At 43.3% G+C, this 22868-nt stretch carries 17 protein-coding genes; 8 read left to right on the top strand and 9 right to left on the bottom strand.

Annotated elements, in window-relative coordinates; genetic code table 11:
- From CXF82_RS14060 to rfbB, 7 genes are all read left to right on the top strand, one after another.
- Positions 1-238: hypothetical protein (locus CXF82_RS14060; protein WP_219621786.1), on the top strand; the 238-nt coding region annotated here is incomplete at its 5' end.
- On the top strand, positions 239-757 hold the full coding sequence (locus tag CXF82_RS14055; RefSeq protein ID WP_102044396.1) for an SDR family oxidoreductase: 519 nt from the start codon (positions 239-241) through the stop codon (positions 755-757).
- 7 nt (positions 758-764) lie between these two features.
- Positions 765-980 (top strand): SDR family oxidoreductase, encoded by a 216-nt coding sequence (locus CXF82_RS22790; RefSeq protein ID WP_102044395.1) that lies wholly within the window; start codon positions 765-767, stop codon positions 978-980.
- Positions 981-2156: a DegT/DnrJ/EryC1/StrS family aminotransferase gene (locus CXF82_RS14045; protein WP_102044394.1), complete on the top strand. Its 1176-nt coding sequence runs from the start codon at positions 981-983 to the stop codon at positions 2154-2156.
- A 143-nt stretch (positions 2157-2299) separates the two neighbouring features.
- Positions 2300-3652, top strand: a complete 1353-nt coding sequence (gene glmM / locus CXF82_RS14040) for a phosphoglucosamine mutase (protein WP_102044393.1) — start codon at positions 2300-2302, stop codon at positions 3650-3652.
- A 608-nt stretch (positions 3653-4260) separates the two neighbouring features.
- On the top strand, positions 4261-6210 hold the full coding sequence (locus CXF82_RS14035) for a nucleoside-diphosphate sugar epimerase/dehydratase (protein WP_102044392.1): 1950 nt from the start codon (positions 4261-4263) through the stop codon (positions 6208-6210).
- Between the two features lie 561 nt (positions 6211-6771).
- Positions 6772-7845: a dTDP-glucose 4,6-dehydratase gene (rfbB, locus tag CXF82_RS14030; protein ID WP_257982792.1), complete on the top strand. Its 1074-nt coding sequence runs from the start codon at positions 6772-6774 to the stop codon at positions 7843-7845.
- 363 nt (positions 7846-8208) lie between these two features.
- Here the strand turns inward: rfbB and CXF82_RS14025 are convergent, their stop codons facing one another.
- Positions 8209-9813 (bottom strand): MBL fold metallo-hydrolase RNA specificity domain-containing protein, encoded by a 1605-nt coding sequence (locus CXF82_RS14025; protein WP_102044390.1) that lies wholly within the window; start codon positions 9811-9813, stop codon positions 8209-8211.
- A 224-nt stretch (positions 9814-10037) separates the two neighbouring features.
- On the opposite strand from CXF82_RS14025, the gene rfbC reads away from it, so the two are divergent.
- Positions 10038-10577 carry a dTDP-4-dehydrorhamnose 3,5-epimerase gene (gene rfbC, locus CXF82_RS14020; protein ID WP_102044389.1) on the top strand — a complete coding sequence of 180 codons (540 nt, stop codon included), beginning with the start codon at positions 10038-10040 and terminating at the stop codon, positions 10575-10577.
- Positions 10578-11448: 871 nt separating this feature from the next.
- Here rfbC and CXF82_RS14010 read toward each other — a convergent pair.
- The 8 genes from CXF82_RS14010 to CXF82_RS13975 all read right to left on the bottom strand — a co-directional run bounded on the left by CXF82_RS14010 (position 11449) and on the right by CXF82_RS13975 (position 22861).
- A complete protein-coding gene (locus CXF82_RS14010; protein WP_102044387.1) occupies positions 11449-12756 on the bottom strand; it encodes a CDP-glycerol glycerophosphotransferase family protein in 1308 nt (435 codons plus the stop codon).
- Between the two features lie 12 nt (positions 12757-12768).
- Positions 12769-13191 carry an adenylyltransferase/cytidyltransferase family protein gene (locus tag CXF82_RS14005; RefSeq protein ID WP_102044386.1) on the bottom strand — a complete coding sequence of 141 codons (423 nt, stop codon included), beginning with the start codon at positions 13189-13191 and terminating at the stop codon, positions 12769-12771.
- Positions 13192-13284: 93 nt separating this feature from the next.
- Complete coding sequence (locus CXF82_RS14000) at positions 13285-14754, bottom strand: sugar phosphate nucleotidyltransferase (RefSeq protein ID WP_102044385.1); 1470 nt, start codon at positions 14752-14754, stop codon at positions 13285-13287.
- 10 nt (positions 14755-14764) lie between these two features.
- A complete protein-coding gene (locus tag CXF82_RS13995) occupies positions 14765-16795 on the bottom strand; it encodes a WecB/TagA/CpsF family glycosyltransferase (protein WP_257982791.1) in 2031 nt (676 codons plus the stop codon).
- 288 nt (positions 16796-17083) lie between these two features.
- Entirely contained in the window at positions 17084-18163 is a 1080-nt protein-coding gene (locus CXF82_RS13990; protein WP_180961213.1) for a glycosyltransferase family 2 protein, read from the bottom strand.
- The gene (locus CXF82_RS13985; RefSeq protein ID WP_102044383.1) at positions 18150-19682 is read right to left on the bottom strand and encodes an oligosaccharide flippase family protein; all 1533 of its coding nucleotides are present in this window, start codon (positions 19680-19682) and stop codon (positions 18150-18152) included. The genes CXF82_RS13990 and CXF82_RS13985 overlap by 14 nt, the downstream gene beginning before the upstream one ends.
- Before the next feature lie 561 nt (positions 19683-20243).
- Positions 20244-21494 (bottom strand): O-antigen ligase family protein, encoded by a 1251-nt coding sequence (locus tag CXF82_RS13980; RefSeq protein ID WP_102044382.1) that lies wholly within the window; start codon positions 21492-21494, stop codon positions 20244-20246.
- Positions 21449-22861, bottom strand: a complete 1413-nt coding sequence (locus CXF82_RS13975) for a GumC family protein (protein WP_180961212.1) — start codon at positions 22859-22861, stop codon at positions 21449-21451. The genes CXF82_RS13980 and CXF82_RS13975 overlap by 46 nt, the downstream gene beginning before the upstream one ends.
- Positions 22862-22868 lie beyond the last annotated feature (7 nt).

The following is a 22868-nucleotide window of genomic DNA, read 5'->3' as shown; positions in this document are numbered from 1 at the left end:
TTGGAGAAATAAAGTGAACTTAGACGAATTGATGAAAGAAATAGTTGAGTTGATGCAACTTGAGACTGAACCGCAGTTGAAAGATAGTTTAGAGGATTATTCTGAATGGGATTCTTTGGTTATTTTAGGTGTACTTGCACTTTTTGATGATAGTTTTGGTATTGATGCGAGTGAGAATATAACTGAATGTAAAACGTTCCAAGATGTTGTAAACCTAGTCTCGGATAAACTCCATTAAATGTATCAATATAATAGCAATGATCACTTTGTCGTTACGGGCGCAACTTCTGGCATCGGATTCGAAGTTACAAAATCTTTATTATTAGCTGGTGCTTCCGTTATAGCTATTGGTCGTAATCCAGCAAAGCTAAATACTTTAAATTTTAGTACGCTGCATTTTGTTGAAATGGATTTTTGTAACCCCGATGAAGTAGAGCAGAAAGTTAAGCTAATAGTTAAGGACTTTAACAACTTTAGAGGGTGTGTTTTAGCCGCTGGAACACAGTACATATTACCCTTTAGTGCATGTAAAATGTCAAAGATTTCAAATTTAATGAATGTAAACTTATTGTCAAATTTGGCTGTAGCTAAAATCTTTGCTAATAAAAGAAACATTACGGAAGGAGGTTCTTCTATAGTATTTATTTCTTCAATTTCTGCAATAAGAGGGAGTCAAGGTATTTTGCCTTATGCTGCAAGTAAGGCTGCTATGAATGCTTCAATGAAATGTTTGGCTCTAGAGTTTTCAAAAAAATAATGTTCGTGTGAACGCTTTATTACCTGGCTTAGTTAGAACCGAATTACTTGAAAAACATTCTAATGTGTATACGAAGGAGTACCTTGATAAAATTAATCTAGAGTATCCATTAGGAATAGGAGAAATAAGTCAGATAATAGAACCTATATTATTTTTACTATCCTCAAAAGCTAGTTGGATCACTGGTTCTGAAATAATTGTTGATGGTGGGATATCTATATAAATGTTAAACAAAAAAGTGTCACCATGGCCTTCTTTTACTCAAGAAGAAGCTGATGCCGTCAGTCGTGTTCTATTATCAAACAAAGTTAATTATTGGACAGGTCAAGAATGTCGTAATTTTGAAAATGAATTTGCTGCATGGAATGGCTGTGACCACGCTATTGCTTTAGGTAATGGAACTTTAGCTTTAGACCTAGCTTTAAAAGCGCTAAGTGTAGGAGTGGGTGATGAAGTCATTACTACTCCACGCACATTTCTAGCTTCTGTGTCCTCAATTGTCACAGCTGGTGCTACACCCGTTTTTGCTGATGTCGATTTTAATAGCCAAAATATCACAGCACAAAGCATAGAACTGGTGTTAACGCCAAAAACCAAAGCTGTGGTTGTTGTTCATCTTGCAGGTATGCCCGCTGAGATGGACGCTATTATGGCACTTTCTGATAAACATGGTTTTAAGGTGATCGAAGATTGTGCTCAGGCACATGGTGCTAAATACAAAGGCCGAAGTGTTGGCTCTATTGGTCATATTGGTGCTTGGTCTTTTTGCCAAGATAAAATCATGACCACTGGCGGCGAAGGCGGCATGGTTACAACGAACGATAAAACTTTGTGGTCAAAAATGTGGTCTTATAAAGACCACGGTAAAAGTTTTGATGCTATTTACAATCGAGAGCATCCTCCAGGTTTCCGCTGGTTACATGAAAGCTTTGGCACTAATTGGCGTATGACTGAAATGCAGGGCGCGATAGGCCGTATTCAATTAACACGTATGCCTGTTTGGACTGCTAAGCGTCAAGCTAATGCTAAAGCGATTGATGATGTGGTTACAGATCTTAAATGTGTGCGCACTGTTGTAGTGCCTGATTATATTGAGCACGCTGAATACAAGCATTACATGTTTGTTAAGCCAGATAATTTAGCCAATGGTTGGTCGCGAGATCGTATTGTTGATGAGATTATGTCTCATGGTGTTCCAGCTTTCCAAGGAAGTTGCTCTGAGGTTTATCTTGAAAAAGCGTTTGATAACACCCCATGGCGACCTGAAGAGCGTTTAAAGACTGCAGTTGAATTGGGTGAGACTAGCTTAATGTTTGTGGTTCACCCTACATTAACTAAAGCTGAGATAGATAAAACATGCGAAGTTATCAAAAAAGTTTTATTAGCTGCTCAAAAGTAGAACTTTTGGAAATGTTTATTTGAGTTTTGTATGAGCCTTATATAGGTATGTTGTATCAGTTGTTTATAATTCCATTATGAATTTTCTACTTTATAACTGAGACCTTGCTTTATTTTTTTACTTTGGCTTTAAAAGGTTAATTGATGTCACGTAAATATTTTGGCACTGATGGTGTACGTGGAAAAGTAGGTGAGTTTCCTATTACACCTGATTTTGCAATGAAATTAGGTTGGGCTGCAGGGACTGTATTAGCTTCCTCTGGCACCAAGGGTGTGTTAATTGGTAAAGACACTCGGATAAGTGGCTATATGCTTGAATCCGCTATTGAAGCTGGATTATCAGCTGCAGGTGTTAATGTTTCACTTGTAGGTCCAATGCCTACACCCGCTGTTGCGTATCTAGCATCTACTTTTCGTGCTGATGCTGGCGTTGTGATTAGTGCTTCCCATAATCCTTTTTATGATAATGGCATTAAGCTTTTTTCTAATACAGGAAGCAAACTCACCGATGCTCAAGAATTAGAAATTGAAGCATTATTAGATAAGGCGATTAATCACAATGCAATGCAGTGTGTAGATTCTGCTAATTTGGGTAAAGTACGTCGTATAGACGACGCTGCAGGGCGTTACATTGAGTTTTGTAAAGGTGTATTTCCGCATGACCTATCGCTAGCAGGATTAAAGATCATCATTGATAGTGCTAATGGTGCTGCTTATCATATTGCTCCCAATGTTTATCGTGAATTAGGTGCTGAGGTTGTCAGCATCAACGATAAACCTGATGGGTTAAACATTAATGAACAATGCGGTGCAACAAGTTTAGAAAGTTTGCAAACTGCAGTTGTAGCACACAATGCAGACTTAGGTATCGCGCTTGATGGTGATGCTGATCGGGTTATGTTTGTTGATCATAATGGCCAAGTCATTGATGGTGACCAGATTTTATTTATACTAGCTCAAGCAGCTAAACAAAATGGCACGCTGGAAGGCGGAGTTGTTGGTACTTTAATGTCCAACTTAGGCTTAGAGCTTGCTTTAAAAGATCTAGATATTCCTTTTATCCGCGCTAAAGTGGGTGATCGCTATGTTGTTGAGCAGCTAAAAAAGACTGGCTGGAAGATTGGTGGTGAAGGTTCAGGCCATATATTAGATCTTAACTTCGCAACGACTGGCGATGGTATTGTTGCTTCATTGTTGGTGTTGCAAGCGGTTCTACTCAGTGGAAAGCGACTTGCAGAAGTAGCGTCTGGTATGACTAAATTGCCACAATTACTCATTAATGTTCGTTTAACGTCTAACAATGCTGATGAGATTATTGCGTCCGATAAAGTTAAGCAAGCTGTTTTAGATGCCGAAGCAATTCTTGCAGAGAATGGGCGTGTGTTATTAAGAAAGTCAGGGACTGAGCCATTGATAAGGGTGATGGTTGAGTCTTCAGATTTAGATATGACTCGAACTCAAGCTGAGAATATAGCCCAAGCGGTTAGAGAAGCATAAATGATACCCTGTTTTGGTAAGTGTTCACTTACCTGTTGAATGATAATAGTTATCGAGTAAGATGAATAAAGCCCGGCCTAATTATTTAGAACGGGCTTTTTTTGTTGTTTTAAATCCAATGAAATACAACTTCCTTTAGCTACAAGTCAGGATCATGTGCTACAGAACTGTTGATACAAATTATTTCGGAAACGTCAATAGGTCCAACGCCAAGTGTAATTGTCTACACTAGGTTACGCTGTTCGATACAAGGTCCTGTTAGCCAAGCATAGTATAAGCACGGCGACCGACTTTTAGTACTTTATAAATTGGTTCATTTTGAATTGATAGCGGTTGTTTTGAATATACCGAAACTTTGTCTTTGATCATTATCTTTCTTTATATTCACACAGAGTTAAGGTGCCATGCTTGCTCAGTTTCACCATATGTTTACAAATGCCTTTCGTTTAAAGAGTACGCCCCCAGAATATCACTATTCCCGTACTGCTAAATGGGTATCTGTATAATATGGTTTATGGTAAAATCGCAGCCTTGTTTATGCTATTATTACAGCGTAAATCCTTTTTAAGATCTCTTATACTATGAAATTTATGAACTTGGGGCGAAAAATGGAATTTTTGCAAGGCATATTTACTTTACCTCGCGCTCAAAAGCGTATGGTGAGTTTAGCAGTTGACTCTTTATTTTTAGTTTTTGCTTTTTGGACTGCTTTATTAGTTCGTTTAGATGATGTTTCTGTCTTGTCGGATAGCGGTTACTGGCTTGTTTTATTATTTGTGGTGCCTGTGAGTCTATTTGTGTTTGCTAAGTTTGGCCTCTATCGTGCGGTATTACGTTATATGGGCTTGCAAGCGTTGATCGCTATATCCTCTGGTGTCGTTGTATCGACGATAACTCTGGTGTTGGTTGCGTTTTATACTGAAGCGAATGTACCTCGGACTTTCCCTCTTATTTACGCGGCTTTCGCACTGGTCTTTATTGGCGGCTCACGAGCAATGGTCCGCTCGTTGGTCGGCACTGGGATCAAGCGTGTCGGCGAACCTGTGATTATATACGGCGCAGGTGTTAGTGGGCGTCAACTATTAAGCTCCTTAGTGCAGAGTCATGAATATCATCCTTTTGCGTTTGTCGATGATGATGAAAGTTTGCATGGAACGGTTATTCAAGGGGTGCATGTTCATTCACCTTCTATTATTCGCAAACTGATAAAGCAAAAGTCAGCAACTAAAGTGCTATTAGCGATCCCAAGTGCTAGTAGGAGTAAGCGTCAGAATATTTTGTTAACACTCGAATCCTTGGCTGTTCAAGTGCTCACTATTCCCGCGATGGCTGATTTGGTGAACGGCAAAAAGCTATACAGTGATATTAAAGAAGTTGAGATTGAGGATTTGCTTGGAAGAGACTCGATCTCTCCTCGTGAGGATCTTCTTTCTGCCAATATTACCAACAAAGTTGTTCTGGTAACCGGAGCTGGAGGTTCTATTGGCTCTGAACTCTGTCGCCAGATTATAAAGCAATCACCTGCTAAATTGGTTTTGTTTGAACTCTCAGAATTCGCTTTATATGCGATAGAGAGGGAATTAAGGACGATTGCTTTAGAACTTAATTTAGATGTACCTATTTTCCCTCTGATGGGATCGGTCCAGCGTGAGAATCGAATTCAAGCTGTGATGGAGTCTTTTAACGTTCAAACGGTCTACCACGCAGCTGCCTACAAGCATGTACCTCTCGTTGAGCACAATGTAGTGGAAGGGGTTCGAAATAATGTGTTCGGGACTCTATATACCGCAAGAGCTGCAATTGCTGCCAAGGTCGAAACATTTGTTTTAATTTCTACAGATAAAGCAGTTCGCCCAACTAATGTCATGGGCACCACTAAACGTATGGCTGAATTGGTATTGCAAGCTTTCGCTAAAGAAAATAAGCACACTCGTTTTTGCATGGTTCGCTTTGGTAACGTTCTAGGTTCATCAGGTTCTGTAGTCCCTTTATTTAGAAATCAAATCGCTAATGGTGGCCCTGTTACTGTTACTCACCCTGAAATCACTCGTTTTTTCATGACTATTCCAGAAGCATCGCAACTTGTTATTCAGGCGGGTGCTATGGGTAAAGGGGGTGATGTTTTTGTTTTAGACATGGGCAAATCAGTAAAAATTGTAGATTTAGCCTCGAAGATGATCCGCTTGAGTGGATTTGAAGTGAGAAACGAGGTTAATCCAGATGGTGATATAGCGATTGAGTTTAGCGGTTTACGTCCAGGTGAAAAACTCTATGAAGAGTTACTTATTGGTGATGATGTTACCGGGACCGAGCACGAACGTATTATGACGGCTAATGAGTCATTTTTAGATTGGAGTGAATATTCCCTAATATTGGACAGGCTTGATAAAGCTTGTCATGCATTTCAACACGAAGTGATTCGCGATATTTTGCTTACTACGCCGACAGGCTTTAATCCAACAGATGGTATCTGCGACTTGGTATGGCAACAAGGTGTGTCAGAAAGAGAGATGGATTCTATAAAAGAAACTGCAAAAGTTATCCCGTTAGTTTCTTAACTCATCCTCAAGTTTATTTAAAGGCCAATTGTTAATTCGTCCTCAAGTTTATTTAAAGGCCAATTCTTAGAGTTGGCCTTTTTTGTTTTTAAAGGAGTAAAAAATAGGTATAAGCTAAGACGGTTAGGGCAGGTTAAGAGCCGATAAAAGCAGATTAAGGCTGAGAAGGGTTAGAGCCGGGAAAAGCTAAGACGGTTTAGGGCTGATAAAAGCCGGTAAGAGCGGATTAAGAGCCGAGTAAAGCTAAGACGGTATAGGGCTGATAAAAGCCGATAAAAGCAGGTTAAGAGCCGATCAGAGCTGAGACGGTTAAGGGCTGAGGCTATTTGGGGCTGTTTCTTTGCCTTACCCCATTGTGTAGGTTTATGCATAATATAGACGGAACGTGCTTCTTCAAAAGACATTGGGTGTATGTGAGAAGAGATTGTTAAAGTAGCTGAGGCATAATGCCTCCCGCGGAATTAACTCTCAAGTTTCAGGCTGAGTCCAAAACAGTTAAATGGTGCACTGTAGTCATTCCCTATTGGGGCTATAGCTTAGCGCTTTATGGAGTATTTTAAGTTGGCTGTGGTAATAAATAGCAAGACAAATAAAGTCATACTTATAACCGGTGGTTCAGGCTTTATCGGTTCTGCGTTAGTACGCTTTATTATTGAACAGACACAAGATGAGGTTGTTAATATTGACAAGCTTACGTATGCGAGTACACCTTCCGCGTTGGCCGGAATTGAACATAGCGCGCGTTATCAGTTTGTAGAAGGTGATGTATGCGACCGGGTGTTATTGCTCCGCGTATTGGATCAATTTAAGCCTGATGCCATTATGCATCTAGCAGCTGAAAGCCATGTTGATCGCTCTATCTGTGGTGCTGATGAGTTTATACAGACCAATATTGTTGGTACGTTTACTTTATTGGAAGCTTGCCGAGATTACTACTCGAAGTTGCAAGGTGAGAAACGGCAAGCGTTTCGCTTCCTTCATGTGTCCACTGATGAAGTGTATGGTGATTTACCTGATGGAGGCAAGTTCACTGAACAATCAAGCTATGCGCCTAGTTCGCCATATTCTGCGAGTAAAGCTGCGGCTGATCATCTTGTACGCGCTTGGTACAGAACATATGGCCTGCCAGTTATATTATCAAACTGTTCTAACAACTATGGTCCTTATCAGCATGTTGAAAAGCTGATCCCTCTTACCATATCAAACGCACTTCAAGGTAAGTCCATTCCTATTTATGGTTCAGGTAAGCAGATAAGAGATTGGTTATACGTTGACGATCATGTACGAGCACTTTATCAGGTCGTGTGTCATGGGACATTGGGTGAAACCTATAATGTCGGTGGTAATACTGAGATGCAGAACATTGATGTCGTCAAAGAGATTTGCAACATTCTTGAAGATGTCGCTGCGGATAACCCATATTCGCTGAAGGGTAGTGATAAGAGTGTTGACGGTTTTTCGAGCTTGATATCATTTGTGAATGACAGGCCTGGTCATGACGTACGTTATGCTATTGACGCGAGTAAAATCGAAAAAGAATTGGGTTGGAAACCGCAAGAATCTTTTGAGTCGGGATTGCGGAAGACGGTTGAGGGCCGATTAAGAGCCGGTTTAGGGCTGGAAGGAGCCGATTAAAAGTCGGTAAAAGCTAAGATGGTTAGAAGCCGGTAGAGCCAAGACGGTTTCGGATAACGGAACGTTCGCAAGCTCACTTACAGAACGCTGCGCTTACGGGAAAGAAAGGTTAAAGCAGGTTTAAGAGCCGGGAATAACAGCTGAAAGCCGGTTAAAGATTAGATTAAGGGCCGGGAAGAGCAGGGACGGTTTAGGGCTGATAAAAGCCGGGAAGGGCAGGTTAAGAGCAGATTAAGAGCCGAGTAAAGCAGATTAGATCTAAGACGGTTTAGGGTCGAACAAAGCAAAGACGGTTTGTTCGAATGTGCTGTTATCCGTTAGCCTTACTTTGTCTTGGTTTGCACCGTCTTGGCCTGTATCATCTCAGCTATTCCGTCCCTGCTTGTACGTCTCAGCCTGTATCGTCTCAGCATTATCCGGCTTTAAATCGGCTCTTAACCGATTATCACCTTCTCCGCTCGCACCTATTTCGATTTTCGCATTGGGGAGTAGTTTTTTATATTCCTCAGCGAGTGCTGCTTTAGCGTCGTTATCGCCGTGGACTATGCGGATGAGTGTTGGTTTAACGCGCATGCCTTTTACAAAGTTAATTAGGTTGTGTTGGTCTGCGTGGGCTGAATAGCCACTGACGGTATGGACTCCTGCTTTAATGGTGATTTTCTTGCCATCTATGGTGCTGTAACCTCCGCGAGATCCGTAGGTTTGGATCTCTCGTCCTGTTGTTCCTTGTGCTTGATAACCTACAAATATGATGTCGGTTGTTGGATCGCCGAGCAGTCTCGCTAAATAGTTTTGAATTCTTCCACCAGTACACATACCACTTGCGGCAATGACTATCGCCGGTTTATTGCGTTTACAAAGGTAATCTATTGTTGCTAGGTGCTCTTGATGGCTGCCGACGGTATAAAGCTGCTCGAAGTCTAACGGGTGCCTGTGTTGAGTGAGCTTTAGTTTGGCTTCGTTGTCCCACAGCGCTTTAAACTGTAGGTAGTGCTCGGTAAACTTTGCGGCCATTGGCGAATCAATAATCACTTCAATATGTTGCCACATCTCATTTTTATGCTGATATTGATGGATCAGCTGCTCTAGTTCATAAAGTAACTCTTGTGTTCGGCCAATACTAAAGGCTGGGATAAGTACCACGCCATTATCTGCAACAGACTTCTCTATAACCTTTCTTAAACTTTCACTCCGCTGTTTACGTCCTTGATGGTTCTTATCGCCGTATGTTGACTCTATAACTAAAGTGTCTGCTCTATAAGGGCTTTTGGGACTTGCAAGCAACGGAGTATTAGTCGCCCCTAAATCGCCGGAAAATACCACTCTGTGCTTAGCTTTGTTCTGGCTGTTGTTTTGGCTCTTGTCTTTGTTCTTATTTGTGTGCTTATTTTTAGAGGCAGCACTATTGGATAGCTCTATCTCTACATAGGCGGAGCCAAGAATATGACCCGCGGGTTTAAACTTTGCTTTGGCTTGGTTATAGGTATTGGCTTGATGGTCTGGGTTCGCGTTATTCACTGCGTTATTCACTGCGTTATTGCTGAAAGGGGAGTTGAGCTCTAAGGCAAACCATTGATTATATTCAATCGGTATGATGAGTTGTTGCAGTTTTTTTAAGTAGAGCTTTATCATACGGTGGTTTTGGGTCACACCAATTTTTAGTGCGTCTTCAATAACCATTGGCAGTAGCGCTGCAGTGGCCATTGTGGCGTAGATAGGTTTGTTAAAGCCTGCTGCCAGCAAGTAGGGTATTCTGCCAACATGGTCGATATGGCAGTGAGTTACAATTAGCGCTTGGATATTGCTGAGTTCGAACTCTATCGGTAGTTGTTCAATGGCGCTTTTGCCTGCGGTTTCAGCGCCCTGAAATAATCCACAGTCAATCAGAATACTCGACTGAGTGTTGATATCAAGTTGATGGCAAGAGCCAGTGACTCCGTTGACTGCACCGTGATGGATTATTTGCATTTTTTTATCTCCGTATTTATACACAAGCCATTTGGATATACCCTTCCATGGATTAAACTAGAGTAATGCAAATATAATAGGATGCAAATATAACGAGCAGCAAAGGTGCTTAATGGGTGTTATTTTAATGATGGCCACTGTTGCTCTCGTTGCTGAACATTAGCACCGAGTTTTTCTTTTGCTGTACTTTAGTTATTTTTCGCGTTTTTTTACCATGAGATATTATGAAACTCATTTCTACCGCTATTGCTGATGTGTTGTTATTCGAGTCCCAACGTTTCGGTGATGAGCGTGGTTTTTTTATGGAAACCTTTCGCCAATCTCAGTTTGACAAATTGTTTGAGGGACTAGGGTTAACAGCCCCTACTTTTGTGCAAGAAAACATGAGTCGCTCTGCAAAGGGTGTGTTGCGGGGACTGCATTTTCAAAAGAACCATCCTCAAGGCAAACTTATTCGAGTGGTCGCCGGAGAGATTTTTGATGTGGCCGTTGATATTCGTGCGGGCTCGGCGACTTTCGGCCAATGGGTGGGTCAAATTCTGTCAGCTGAAAACGGCCTGCAAATGTATATTCCAGCAGGATTCGCACACGGTTTTTTAACCTTAAGTGAGCATGCTGACATTATCTATAAATGCACTGATTACTATGTGCCAGGTGATGAAGGGATCATTGCTTGGAATGATGCCAATTTAGCGATCAAGTGGCCTTTAGAGACGGGTGTTGTGCCTATATTATCGGATAAAGATGGGAAACAAAGACGGTAAAATCTTAGACGAACGGCTTATGGCTTACGGCCTAAGGCCTTACGGTACGTGACTTCGTCACTACGGAGCGCTTCGCTTACGGCACGCGACTGCGTCACTACGGAACGCTTCGCTTACGGTAAAAATTAGAAAAGCCTAAAATCTTAGATGAACGGCCTACGGCCTCACGGCACGTGACTTTGTCACTACGGAACGCTTCGCTTACGGTAAAAGTTAGCAAAGACGGTAAAATCTTAGACGAACGGCCTACGGCCTCACGGCACGCGACTGCGTCACTACGGAGCGCTTCGCTTACGGTAAAAACTAGCAAAGACGGTAAAATCTTAGACGAACGGCCTACGGCCTCACGGTACGCGACTGCGTCACTACGGAGCGCTTCGCTTACGGTAAAAGTTAGCAAAAACGGTAAAATCTTAGACGAACGGCCTACGGCCTTACGGCACGTGACTTTGTCACTACGGAGCGCTTCGCTTACGGTAAAAACTAGCAAAGACGGTAAAATCTTAGACGAACAGCCTACGGCCTCACGGCACGCGACTTCGTCTCTACGGAACGCTTCGCTTACGGAAAAAATTAGAAAAGAGCAAAGCGACGGTATAAATGCCGACCTTCTCAGCTTGTTCGGCTAGTTCGGCTTTCCCCCTGCTCTTGAACGGCTCTTAACCGGCTTTAAATCAGCTTAAACCATCTCACTTGTTCGGCTTTCCCCCTGCTCTTGAACGGCTCTTAACCGGCTTTTAATCAGTTTAAAGCATCTCAGCTTATTCGGCTTTCCCTCTGCTTTTTTTCGGTTCTTAACCGGCTTTTAATCAGCCTAAACCGTCTCAGCTTATTCGGTCTTTACCCGGCTTTCCCCCGGCTCTTGATCGGCTTAAACCGTCTTAGCTTGCACCCACTCTTCTAATGCACTAAACGATTCGGTTTCGTCTCCCCAAAGCATCTTGTTAGCTGTTTGATAGTTTGCGCCATATTTATTGGTCAGAGCGTTAACTGAAGCTGGTTCTATCTGAAGTAATAACTCATTGAACGTCAGGCACTCTGGTCCTAGTGTCGGCATTGAATTGGAATACTCATACATTTCGCGGCAGTTTTGTTGATATTGCGCTTTATCAAATCGGTAAAAACAGATGGGAATATTCAGTGGTAGTACATCAATAAACAGTGATGAATAGTCGGTGATCAACATATCGACTTCATGCAATATGCCATACACGTCTTCCATCGCACTGATGTTCAATATGTTAGGTAGACTTGCAAGATTATTGCCCAGCTCAGCTTCGTTCGGGTGTAATCTCAGTAAAAACAATTGATTATTTTTCTGCAGGTGTTCTGATAGCGCTTGCCAGTTAAACGCGGCTGTATAGGGCGTTTCATCTTCAAAGCGCTTACTTTCAAAAGCATCACGCCATGACGGGGCATACAAAATGACTTGTTGATAGCTTTGGCTAATACTTTTACTCTCAACCTCACTCTGTATTTTACTCTCAGTTTTACTCTCAATTTCAGCGCCTCTTTCGCTACACTTTGCATTTTTCAGTAGCACGCCTGTTTTGATGGATTGCGCCTGATGTGGGGTTAATCGATAGTAATCGGTTCTGGGATATCCGCAGCGAAGTAAGTTGCTACTTTTGAGTCTAAATGCGCTGTTAAACAATTCATCAACTAGTGGGCTGGGGCTGAGCATGAGGTCGGGTTTAATCCGTTGTTGATGTGCATGCATGCTCTGTATAAACGTTTGAAATCGTGACGTTGGATTAAATACCTTCGCCATTGGGCCTGACGTAATATCGAACTCAATTTTCTTCATCGGCAGACCATGCCATAAGTTTACTTTTACAGCGCCCTTTGCCAGCCATTGATTGATGTCACCTATATAGCTGTTGTAAAAATAGTATTTGGCGGTTAATGCATGATACGCGCCTTGGATTGACCAGCGGTAATAGGCTTCACAACCATCACCTTGGAGCTGCTTGATAATATCTTTGTTAGCCGTGATCCAAATACAGCGGATGAATTGACTCTGTTGCCAGTGTTTATAAAGGTATTTACTGTTATCTGAAAATAGCTCTTTATAACTGCCAAATACGGCTTTATTGGCATTTCGAGGCGCAAGCGCTGATAGCCAATAGACCAGTTTTCTGGTCGCTGCTTTAGCCCATTGCAAAGCCGAATTCTGCATTGTTTTTGTACCTTATTTTTGTACTTTATTAATGTCATGGTTTGGCATTTTGGCCGCGAGGCTATTTTTGATCTCGGTTGAGGAGATCTCTCCAGTGCGACTTAGATAAACAACATCGCACAGTATTGACAGTTCATCAAATTCTCCCTGCCAATCATCTCCCATCCCAAAAATGCTGATATCGTGTTTACAGATATCTTTGGCCTTTTGCTGCCAATGGGTTTCAGGCACCACCATGTCGACGTATTTACACGCTTCAACAATTTCAGCCCGTTGCAGGTAACTAAAAAATGCGGCTTTACCTTTTAACGCATTAAACTCATCCGTTGAAACGGCCACAATCAACTTATCACCGAGGGCTCTAAGGCGTTTGAACAGACGTACATGGCCAAAATGAAATAGATCGAAGGTGCCGTAAGTAATAATCGTTTTCATAATGTTCTCTCTTATATTCTCTAGGTGAGCGCTAAATAGGGACTCGTTATCAATCGACATTAGTTTCAGTTGCTGATGACTCGCTAATGATGGTTATTGCTTAACCGTGTTTATCGGTGTTTTGTGTTTAACAGATTTGGTAAATATGGACATGCTGACTAACGACCAATATTTACTGCGCTGGTTAATACAAAGGTATTCGGCTTCAACAAATTCACGCTCTTCTATCGGTGCTGCAGCGTCGATAACTAATTGCAATGGGCCGTATAGCCCTAATGATGTTGCCAAACCGATTGGGTTATGCTGTTTAGTTGTCTGTACTTTGGCCTCAAATGGTGTCGCCCCAAATAGGGCGAGTCGGCCGGTAAATACCCAATAAAGCTGCGGTAGACGGGCGATAAATAACGGGCTTAGATTCCAACGCCAAGTTGCTTTTTTTCCACCTTTGATAAAAATATATTCTCTGATCAAAGGTTGCTTAGGCTGGGTGATTAGCGATATCAACATTAATAACGGGGCAAAAAATAAGCCGATAGAGAACATGACCAATGCTTGTAATCTATCCAGTGTGGAGACGTGTTGTAACGGCTGCAAACGGTTAGCGAGCTTGCTATTGTCAGAGATAATACTCGGGTCTGTGAGCGTTAAGTGACCGCCATTTTCTGGCATTATCAGTAAGTCTTCACAGACAATTGCGTTACTGACATTGAGCCCTTGACCAATATAAGTATTATCTAAAATAAGGCAGTTGTTTAGGCTGCAAGCTTTCTCAACTAAGCAATTTTTGCCGACGATAATGCTTTGCTGCATATCAACACTTTCATCTATCCAGGTATTTTTACCTATCACACCCCATGCGTCGTGCATTCTAAGTTGGCCGGTTTTGGTTTTAGCACCAAGGTAAAAACCCTGTACCTTGGAAGCACTGCTAAAGTAACGTCCTTTAGGGGTTATGCCGGTGAGCTTTGCTGACGCAATTGCTTGGTTGGCACTCATGTAATCTTGCAGAGAATCGAGCATAAAGCAGTTGCCGTGCAGAATTTGAGTGACACTTTGCGATTGCTCAGAACTCTGGTTAGTATTTTGGCTATTAGCTAATGGCCAGTTGAGATCTTCAGTAAAATGCTTGGCGCCAGGGAGCATCATTAGGCCTGCATTTTTGTTCGCTATTTTTGCGACTACGTGGCTAGTGCTCATCTGTTGGCTAAATTGCACAAATGATTTGATGCAAGGGCTTCTCAACATATCGGCTCGCGCCAGCAATATTGCTTCATTTGGGTTAAGCGCTAGCCGTGGCAGAATGTTGGATACCGCTTCTTGCTCACGACTTAAAAAATACTCAACGTCTAATCCCCATTTCTCGCCATTACCAATGAGCTTTTCTATTGCTGCAGATTGAGCAGAGATAACAATTCTCACTCGGTCAATTTGGGCTTCGGCTAAATCTTCTAAGGTAAATTCAATCACGGCCTTATTACCGACAGGCAAGAGTGCAGGGCAATAATGCGCATGCAAGGGGGCGAGTTCATTACCGTTTCGATTAGCGAATATGATTGCTTGCATAGTCAGCTCCTTAATATGCGCCACGAGCAAATAACACGGCTGGAATGGTTTTAATCAATAGCCAAACATCGGCGGTGATTGATTGCTGGTAGATATAGTCAATGTCGAGTTCAACTTGCTGCTCAAAAGGGATATTTGAGCGTCCAGAGACCTGCCAAATACAGGTGATACCGGGCTTTACCAGCAGTCTGTTTCTATCATGCTGGCTGTATTGCTTCACTTCACTTAACAGCGCGGGGCGCGGACCGACTAACGACATATCGCCTTTTAAGACATTCCAAAGCTGTGGTAGCTCATCGATTGATGCTTTACGAATAAACTTACCTATCAGGGTGATTCTTGGGTCTCGCTTCATCTTAAACAGCACGCCGCCTTGCATTTCATTGTCTGTTGTTATCATTGCGAGTCTTTGCTCTGCGTCCTGATACATGGAGCGTAACTTCCACATGGTGAAAGGTTGGTTATGTCGTCCTGCACGTGTCTGGTAAAACAACACCGCACCCTTCGACTCAATGCGGATACAGATTGAAATTAGAATGAACAAAGGCATAAGTAACGTAAGCAAGGTGACTGATACCGAAATATCGAGCATACGCTTAGTGCCGCGGTTTAAGCGTCGACCTAAGTTATGTGCTGCGCGACGTGCATTTGCTCGCTTAGCATCAAAATTTGGGGTGTAGTGAGTATTTGTTTTAGCCTTTACCTTTTGCGATTGCGTCGGCTGCATTTTTCTCAGTTGACGGTTTTCGTTCCAAACACGTCGCAAAAACCTTGGATTGCCGATGATATAACGTTGCCACATTCTGCTAGGCTCTTGCAGCAATCTGTAGGTCCACTCCATTCCCATTTGTCTTAACCATAAAGGGGCTCGTTTGATCCGATTTGAATAGAAATCGAACAGACCACCGACACCGATGCCAACATGGCAGTTGAGTTGATGCTTGTTCTCTTTAAGCCATTTTTCTTGCAGTGGTGCGCCCATTGCGACCAACAAAATATCTGCTTGAGATTGGTTTATGCAATCAACAACGGCCTTGTTTTCACCATTATTAGGCTCTTTGTTATTGGTGTTGTCGGCATGCTTGTTGCTCATATTGAAATAACCGCTATGAGTGCCTGCAATTTTTAGATCTGGGTAGATTTTTTGCATATTGCTGGCAGCATCAATGGCCACCCCATCAGCTCCCCCCAGTAGAAAAATAGACAACTGCTGCTCGGCGGCGAGCTGGCACAATCTTGGGAACATGTCGGTACCGTTGAGATTGTCTTTCAGCGCATGCCCTTTGGTTAAGCAAGCCAACCTGACACCCATCCCATCAGCAAATACGCGCCCGCTTTGTTGTAAGCACTGACGATAAGCTTCATTTTTCATGCTGATGTTTAAACAGTCCGCATTCACAAAACTGTATTGTTTCATTACAGATGGAGTATCACTTTGGCACTGTTGCTGTAAATCACTTAAAAGATCCGTCATGGTCCAGTTATCTAACGCTATGCCAAACACAGAGATTGTTGCGGTTGTACGTTTGGTTTTTGGCATAAATATACCGGTGATAATCAACACGAATAGGGCTCTTACTAGTGCTGATATGTAGTTAACCACGCTGCTGTGGGCTTTGTTGAGAGAGCGGTGTGCAGCTTCAAAGCTAAGGCCTGTGGCACTGTTTATCTGCTCAATCGAGGTGATCCCGGGGTTTATGGCGTAATTTTTATCTGTTTGATGGCAAGCTTGTTTGGCATCAAATGCAAATTCGATTTTGCTACCCAGTAGGCTGATGTCACCCTTGAGCAGGTTCAATAGCATAGGCAGCGATTTAAAGTGTCCAGCGTAAGTAAACTGATATAGCGCGATAACACTATTGTTAGGTCCAGAAATAAACACCGACTCAAACGTATGGCTATGCGTGGCAGCGCTTCTGAGCATGGCATAAGCAAGTAATGGACTCGTGAGTAATATCATCAAGATTGCGGCAAATGCATCGACAACACGGATGGCGAATGCCGTAGTGCGGGGAGCGCGCGTTTGTGTTTTCGTCATCATCGGCCTCGTTGTCATCAATCGTGGTTATCAATCTAGGTTATAAAGAGTTATTGCAGGTAATAGGCCAATACTTATATACACCTTACAATCAAATGCTTACTGTGTTTTTGGTGGGTTTTGTCGTGTGTGTTTTTAAACGATTTGCAACTTGCATCGCGTGCTGCAAACGATTTATGACGCTTGATAGGGCAATTGTTGGGCGCTGAAGAGGGGATATACGGGTATATGGCTATAGATAGGCTCTAGCAAGGCTTTTACAAGCCATTACTAGAGGAGAGTCGTTCTGCATTACAAGCTGTTCATTAGCTCGGCCGTCACGCCGTCTTTAGATATTCGAGCACGTTGCATACGCCCAAGAACGGCTTGAGCAGCTAGCTCAATGCCTTTATAGGCGCTGCGGGGCAATATCTTTAGCAGGTAGGCAGCGGCAAGCGTTGCCAGGGTGCGGCCGGTTTCATGCTTAAGAATCGACGGTGATGTTTTTAATGCTTGGTTTATGCGTACTACCGCTTCTTTACCATCATTATTACGAATGGCTTGTCTCGCTAAGTATCGCAGTTGATACGCACGGGCGCGATTTTCGTGTTGGGCTAATAACTCAGGTGCGTAGCGACTGGCTTTGTTTATCATGTTTTCCCATGAAGCATATTGTTTATTGGAGTCCGCTGATAAGCCCTGATTATTGAGGCGGTAATAGGTGAGTGGCGCCGGTAGCCCTTCCATTTTCCAATGGGTGGTTGCAAGGATCCTTAACCAGCATTCGATATCTTCTGATTGACGAAAGTTTTCATCAAAATAGCAGCTATGGGGATGGCTTTTATTCAGTGCTTGATAGCGGATATCAGCTAGCGTTTCTCGGCGCAATACGGGAGCCGAACCGTTACCAACAGGATTGCGGCACAGCAGATCACTGGCGCTGATATCGGTTAACTGTGGCATTTGGAACACATTAATGGCATTACCTTGGTAATCAATAAACAGTGAGCGAGAAAAGCTAATGCCCACTTCAGGCGCATTATCCAAGTGTTCTACATGCTGCGCTAACTTTTCAGGGTGCCACATGTCGTCAGAATCAATAAAAGCGACGTAACGGCCAATAGCGTGGCGGATCCCGGTATTTCTGGCGGCAGCCAACCCTTGATTAACGTCATGACTAATAATACGAATACGTGGGTCGCTAAACGACTGGCACAGGGCAAGGCTGTTGTCGGGTGAACAGTCATTGACCAATATGAGTTCAAAGTGGGTAAATTCTTGTGCCAATACTGAGTTGATAGCGTCTTTTACAAAAGCTTCAACATTGTAGATGGGCATGACAACAGAGACTTTTGCTGTCAAAGGTTTGTGGTATGGGTTATGAGAAGTCATAGCGTGTCTCCCGTGAGCCAACGGTTATCGGCTGTGTCGGTTGATTAGGATTATGAATGCTGGATTGCGGACTGGCTGTCACTTGAGCCGATACTTCTGTGGTGATGATGGCCGCTGAAGCTGTATCGGCTTGTTGAACCGTAATCTCGCCGTTGTCAGCTTCAGGCTCAGGTTCAGACTTTTGGGTTAACTGTAAGTAAATAGTGAAACCGGGCATCATAAATAGATGCACCAGCAAAATGCCCAGTGCTACCGTTGTGAGCCCTGAGAAACTGCAGAGGGTGATCGTCACTGCGAGTACTAAGGTAAAAATACTATTGCAGATAAGGTTGAATCGACTTTGTCCTGAGCTAATTAAATATTGGCTAGCGGCTTCACCAAGTGGCCTGACTAAACCACTGAGACAAAGCAAAATAAAAATTGGTAGTGCGCCGGCTTCAAGCCATTTTTGACCGTAAATTAGCGGCAGGTAAAAAGGGGCGAGTGCAGCTTGCACGGTAATGATGGGCACCGTGAGTAACATAATAAACTTGAGTGATTGAAAGTACTTTTGCTGCTGTGAAGTGTTTTTTTGAGCATCGTTGGATTGTTTCTGACATAGATGCGAGTAAAGCGCAGTGCCATAGCTTTGTATCAAACCAAGACTAATGCCTAAACTGGCATTGAAAGCAAAAAAGTAGATCCCCAGTGCTTCTATGCCAAGGAAATAGCCAACAAGTATATAATCGATGTTCTGGCGCATGGCGATTGCCAAGTCACCTAAACCTACCTGTATACCAAACCTTAAGATCTTAATTGCTTGTGGGTTTAAACCCAGTTTATGCTTTTTGGAACTCGTTTCGCATTGACCGGCGTTAATCGCACTCGATGCTGATTTGAGTGTTTTTGATAAAGCCTCGGGAAGGGGATTGTGATATCGATGAACCCCAATCCAAATAAATATCACAATAATCTTAGGCAAAATAATTGCCCAGATCCCTAGCCCGAGTAAAGCCAATGTTGCGGTGAGCAGTCCATCAAAAACGGTCTGCCAAAGTACCGCTCGTCCTACTACCCTCATTCGGTTGAGGCGTAGGTTCTTTGCGGCGTAAAGCATGCCTAGCGGCAGCAGTAAATAGCTTGTTGCCATGAGTATCATAGGAGGTATGAGCTGCAAGTCATCGTAATAGAAAGCAAGCGGCAAACTGAGTAAGCTCATGGCAACGAAGGCGGTAATCGCAGCTAACCAGTTAACTTGATTAGCACTGGTGAGTGCATTGTTAAACTGTTCATCATCCATCTGTATTAATGCGGCGGATGATATTCTGCGGGTGGGAGTACAGATAACTTCAAAACTGGTGAGAATGATGGCGACCAGACCAAATATTTCAGGTGTGAGTAAGCGAGCAATGATAATGCTAGAACCTAAACGCACAATACGACCGAGTACTTGAGCGGAGCCGAGCCAAAATAGACTCTTGCCCAGCGCACTCCCAAAGAGGGTAGTTAGGGTGCTTTTAAGTTGTGAAATAGCTTGCATGCAACCACCTGTTATTCAATTCGAGAGGCGCTAGGATTAAGCTGTTAATCGCGTCGTCACACTCTGCTTCTGTCATCTGTCATCTACTCTTAGCGTTAGATCTATTGTCTTTGGCTAAGGGTTATTGGAGGTGACTTTTCCTCTTGTCATATACAGAGGGTTACAGATATCGTGCCAACCTTGTGCTTTAACGCTGGAAGAATGTAAGTATTTGAAGTGTATTGTGATTGATCCGTTGGGGCGAAGGCGGTATTGGTGTGCCGCTATGTTAGGACAGGTTATGTCCGTGGATTTTGCATATTGCGAGTCAGAATGTGAAGCGGATAAGAGCAGGATGGAGCGGGGTGGAGACGGATTAGAGCCGGAATAGAAAAGGGATAAAGCCGGGGGAGAGCGGGTAAGAGCCGGTTGAGAGGCGGAAAGGAAACGGATAGAGACGGGGGAGAGCGGATAAGAGCAGGATAAGAGCCGGGGGTGAGCCGGAATAGAGCTGGGGTAAGCCGGAATAGAGCTGGGGTAAGCCGGAATAGAGCTGGGGTAAGCCGAGGTGGAGTCGTCACTTTAGCTTGTGGATTTATTTTGTTTTAGTGCTATGCCGATAATGATAAGTCCTGGCCAGAATAGGTAGGCGAGGATCTCTAAGTTTTCACCAAAAGTGTATAGGAACATCTGCAACAGAATGGCAACTGCTACTGCTGAAATCGCATTGCTAAAAATAAAACGCAGTAGGCTAATAAAAGTGACTAACATCGCTGAGGCTAACGCTAAAGCGCCCACTAGCCCTTTAACAAACAACAACCCATACCAAGTATGGTGGGAGCCAATGACCATGTATTCCACTAAATGCGGACCTTTTTCAACAATGCCGTGACCCCAAATAACGGCTTCGTTAGCCCAACGTTCGAGTGCAATGTTGCCCAACTCTTGTCTAACTCGGGTTGAACCTGCGCGTGCGTTCTTAAATGCGTCGACACTTTGTTGTACTTTTTCAAGCACGCTATAGCCAGAGAATCCGAGAAATAGCAGGGCTGGGCTAGCAACAAAGTACAGCCATGGCGAACGGTACCAACGTATGAACATGAAAAAGCCAATCAGTAACAGGTAAGTCACCAGCGCAAGTCGAGATTGAGACAACAAAATCATGCTTAAGCTGCCAGCGAAACCATAAAACCGATACCGCTTTGATTGCTCTTGGGTGGTAAAGATAAAAAACAGATTTCCCATCATGCCTAATGCCGGTGCCCACGGAGTGAACAGCCGCCATCTGGGGATCCCGCTTGCTGGATCGAGTTCATATAAACTGACGCTGAAAAATTCAGGTCCAGGTCCACCAATAATACTCAGGGGTGAGGTATAGAGCGTAGTGGGTAGTTTTAGTAGCCAGGCGAGCATAAAAATAGGCAGTAGAATAAGGGTGTGTTTACAGACGATGCAACAGGCACGATAGATGATTTGTGGGCGAATATTAAGTGAGCCAATTAAAGGGAAAATAGCTAACAGCGCCCAACCTTTGGCCCAACCAATACTCGACTTAATTAACTTGGCAACACCCAAGCCTTCAGTGAGATGCGCAACGACCAGTGCGAGTAACATCAATGACATGGCCACGATCCAGAATTTTTGCGTATTGGAAACAACAAAGTGCTGCTGGTTCACAAGGATTTTTTTGGCAAACCTTAGCAATAAAATCCAGCCAATCACCGGCGCGACTACATACATGGCACCCAATAACCAAAATAGGTAGGTGCCTGTGATGGAGTACCAAACTAGTCGTTCATCAGAATTTTCTGGAGTATAGGCTTGCGGATCCATAACATTCCCATCCCTGCGATTAATGATATTGATGCGGCAAATCCGCCAACCAATGCCAACAATATTGCTAACTTATCTGATGCCTCTGGCATTGTTGGTGCCGACATTAACTGTATCAAAGGAAATGACGAATATATATCAGCTTTACCAACATCCATTTTAGCCAGTGCTGAGGTGAATACGGCGGTGGCTACCTGGTGTTCTCTTTGTAGATCTTCTAGTTTTGCAGCATCATCGTTACTGTCGTATAAACGGTGATCCCAGTCATGGATCTGCTGCGTCAGCGAGGCAATTCGACGATTGAGTCCTTTGGCCTGAGTGTCGAGTGTTATTAGCTGCTGCATTAATTGCGCTCGGCCATCAAGATCATCGACTGATATCATTAACATTAGGCGTTTATCAGCATAACCAAGCAGTACTTTACAGCGCTTTGATATCGCCGCTAGTATCGATTTTTGCTCATTTCTATGGGTAACCACCTGTGGGTGGCGCTTACCATATCGACTTGAATATTCAGTGAGTTTTGCCGTTACATTGGTATAGCTTACCAGTAATTGCTGAAACAACTGGTCATTTTTAAGGGTTAGCAAACCTGCAGCTTGTTTTGGTGACAATGACAGATGTATTTCAAGCATTTTTTGGCTTGCGATAATGCCTTGATACTCAGATACCAAGGTAACTTTACTATGCTTTAGGCGCTCCATTGTCAGTGCTAGCTCTTTAAATTGGTCAAGCGAGACCAAACCATGATCCGACTGAAACTCAAGTAACTTGCTTTGAGTAAAGCTGACTTTATTGGCAAAACTCGCCATACCTACGCGGATAGCATCTTCTCGTTGCTGTACTTCATCGTTACGCAGCAGCGACAACAATGCTTGTAAGCTGTGATAGTGCGCCCATGCTCGTTGTTGTGCGTCTTGAGCCGTGGCTGCTTTTATGCTGAACTGCATCAAGCCAGTTTGATTTGGCAATTTTAGCTTTGGCTTGGTAAATGCGCTATTTTTAATGTTCATGGTTTTGGCTGCAGCATTGAGTATGGTTTTGCTGGTGGCGATTGACTGGTAATTGATTCTAGGATCAATTGCAGTGCTTAAATAGGGTGAGCTAGCGCTACTATTGGCTTGGCCGATACTGTCTAAGCTCACTACGGCGCCTGCACCTGCGCCGGGTAAAATGAGAGTCCATTGGCTTACATAGCGGCTAGGGGTCATGAGAATAAACAGCAGTACCAGTAGCCAAATACAAGCGACAAGGGTAAAGGTTAGCTTCAGATAAGCACTTTTTCGCTGCTTAATGGGCATCATGCTACCGTCGACGAACAAACGCTTCATCCACAGTAGAGGTCTTATTGATTGTTTTTTTTCCATCATAGCC

Source organism: Shewanella sp. GutDb-MelDb (assembly GCF_002836075.1).
Classification (GTDB): Bacteria; Pseudomonadota; Gammaproteobacteria; order Enterobacterales; family Shewanellaceae; genus Shewanella.
The sequence above is the reverse complement of the archived record's forward strand: the minus strand, read 5'-3'. Positions and strand labels throughout refer to the sequence as shown.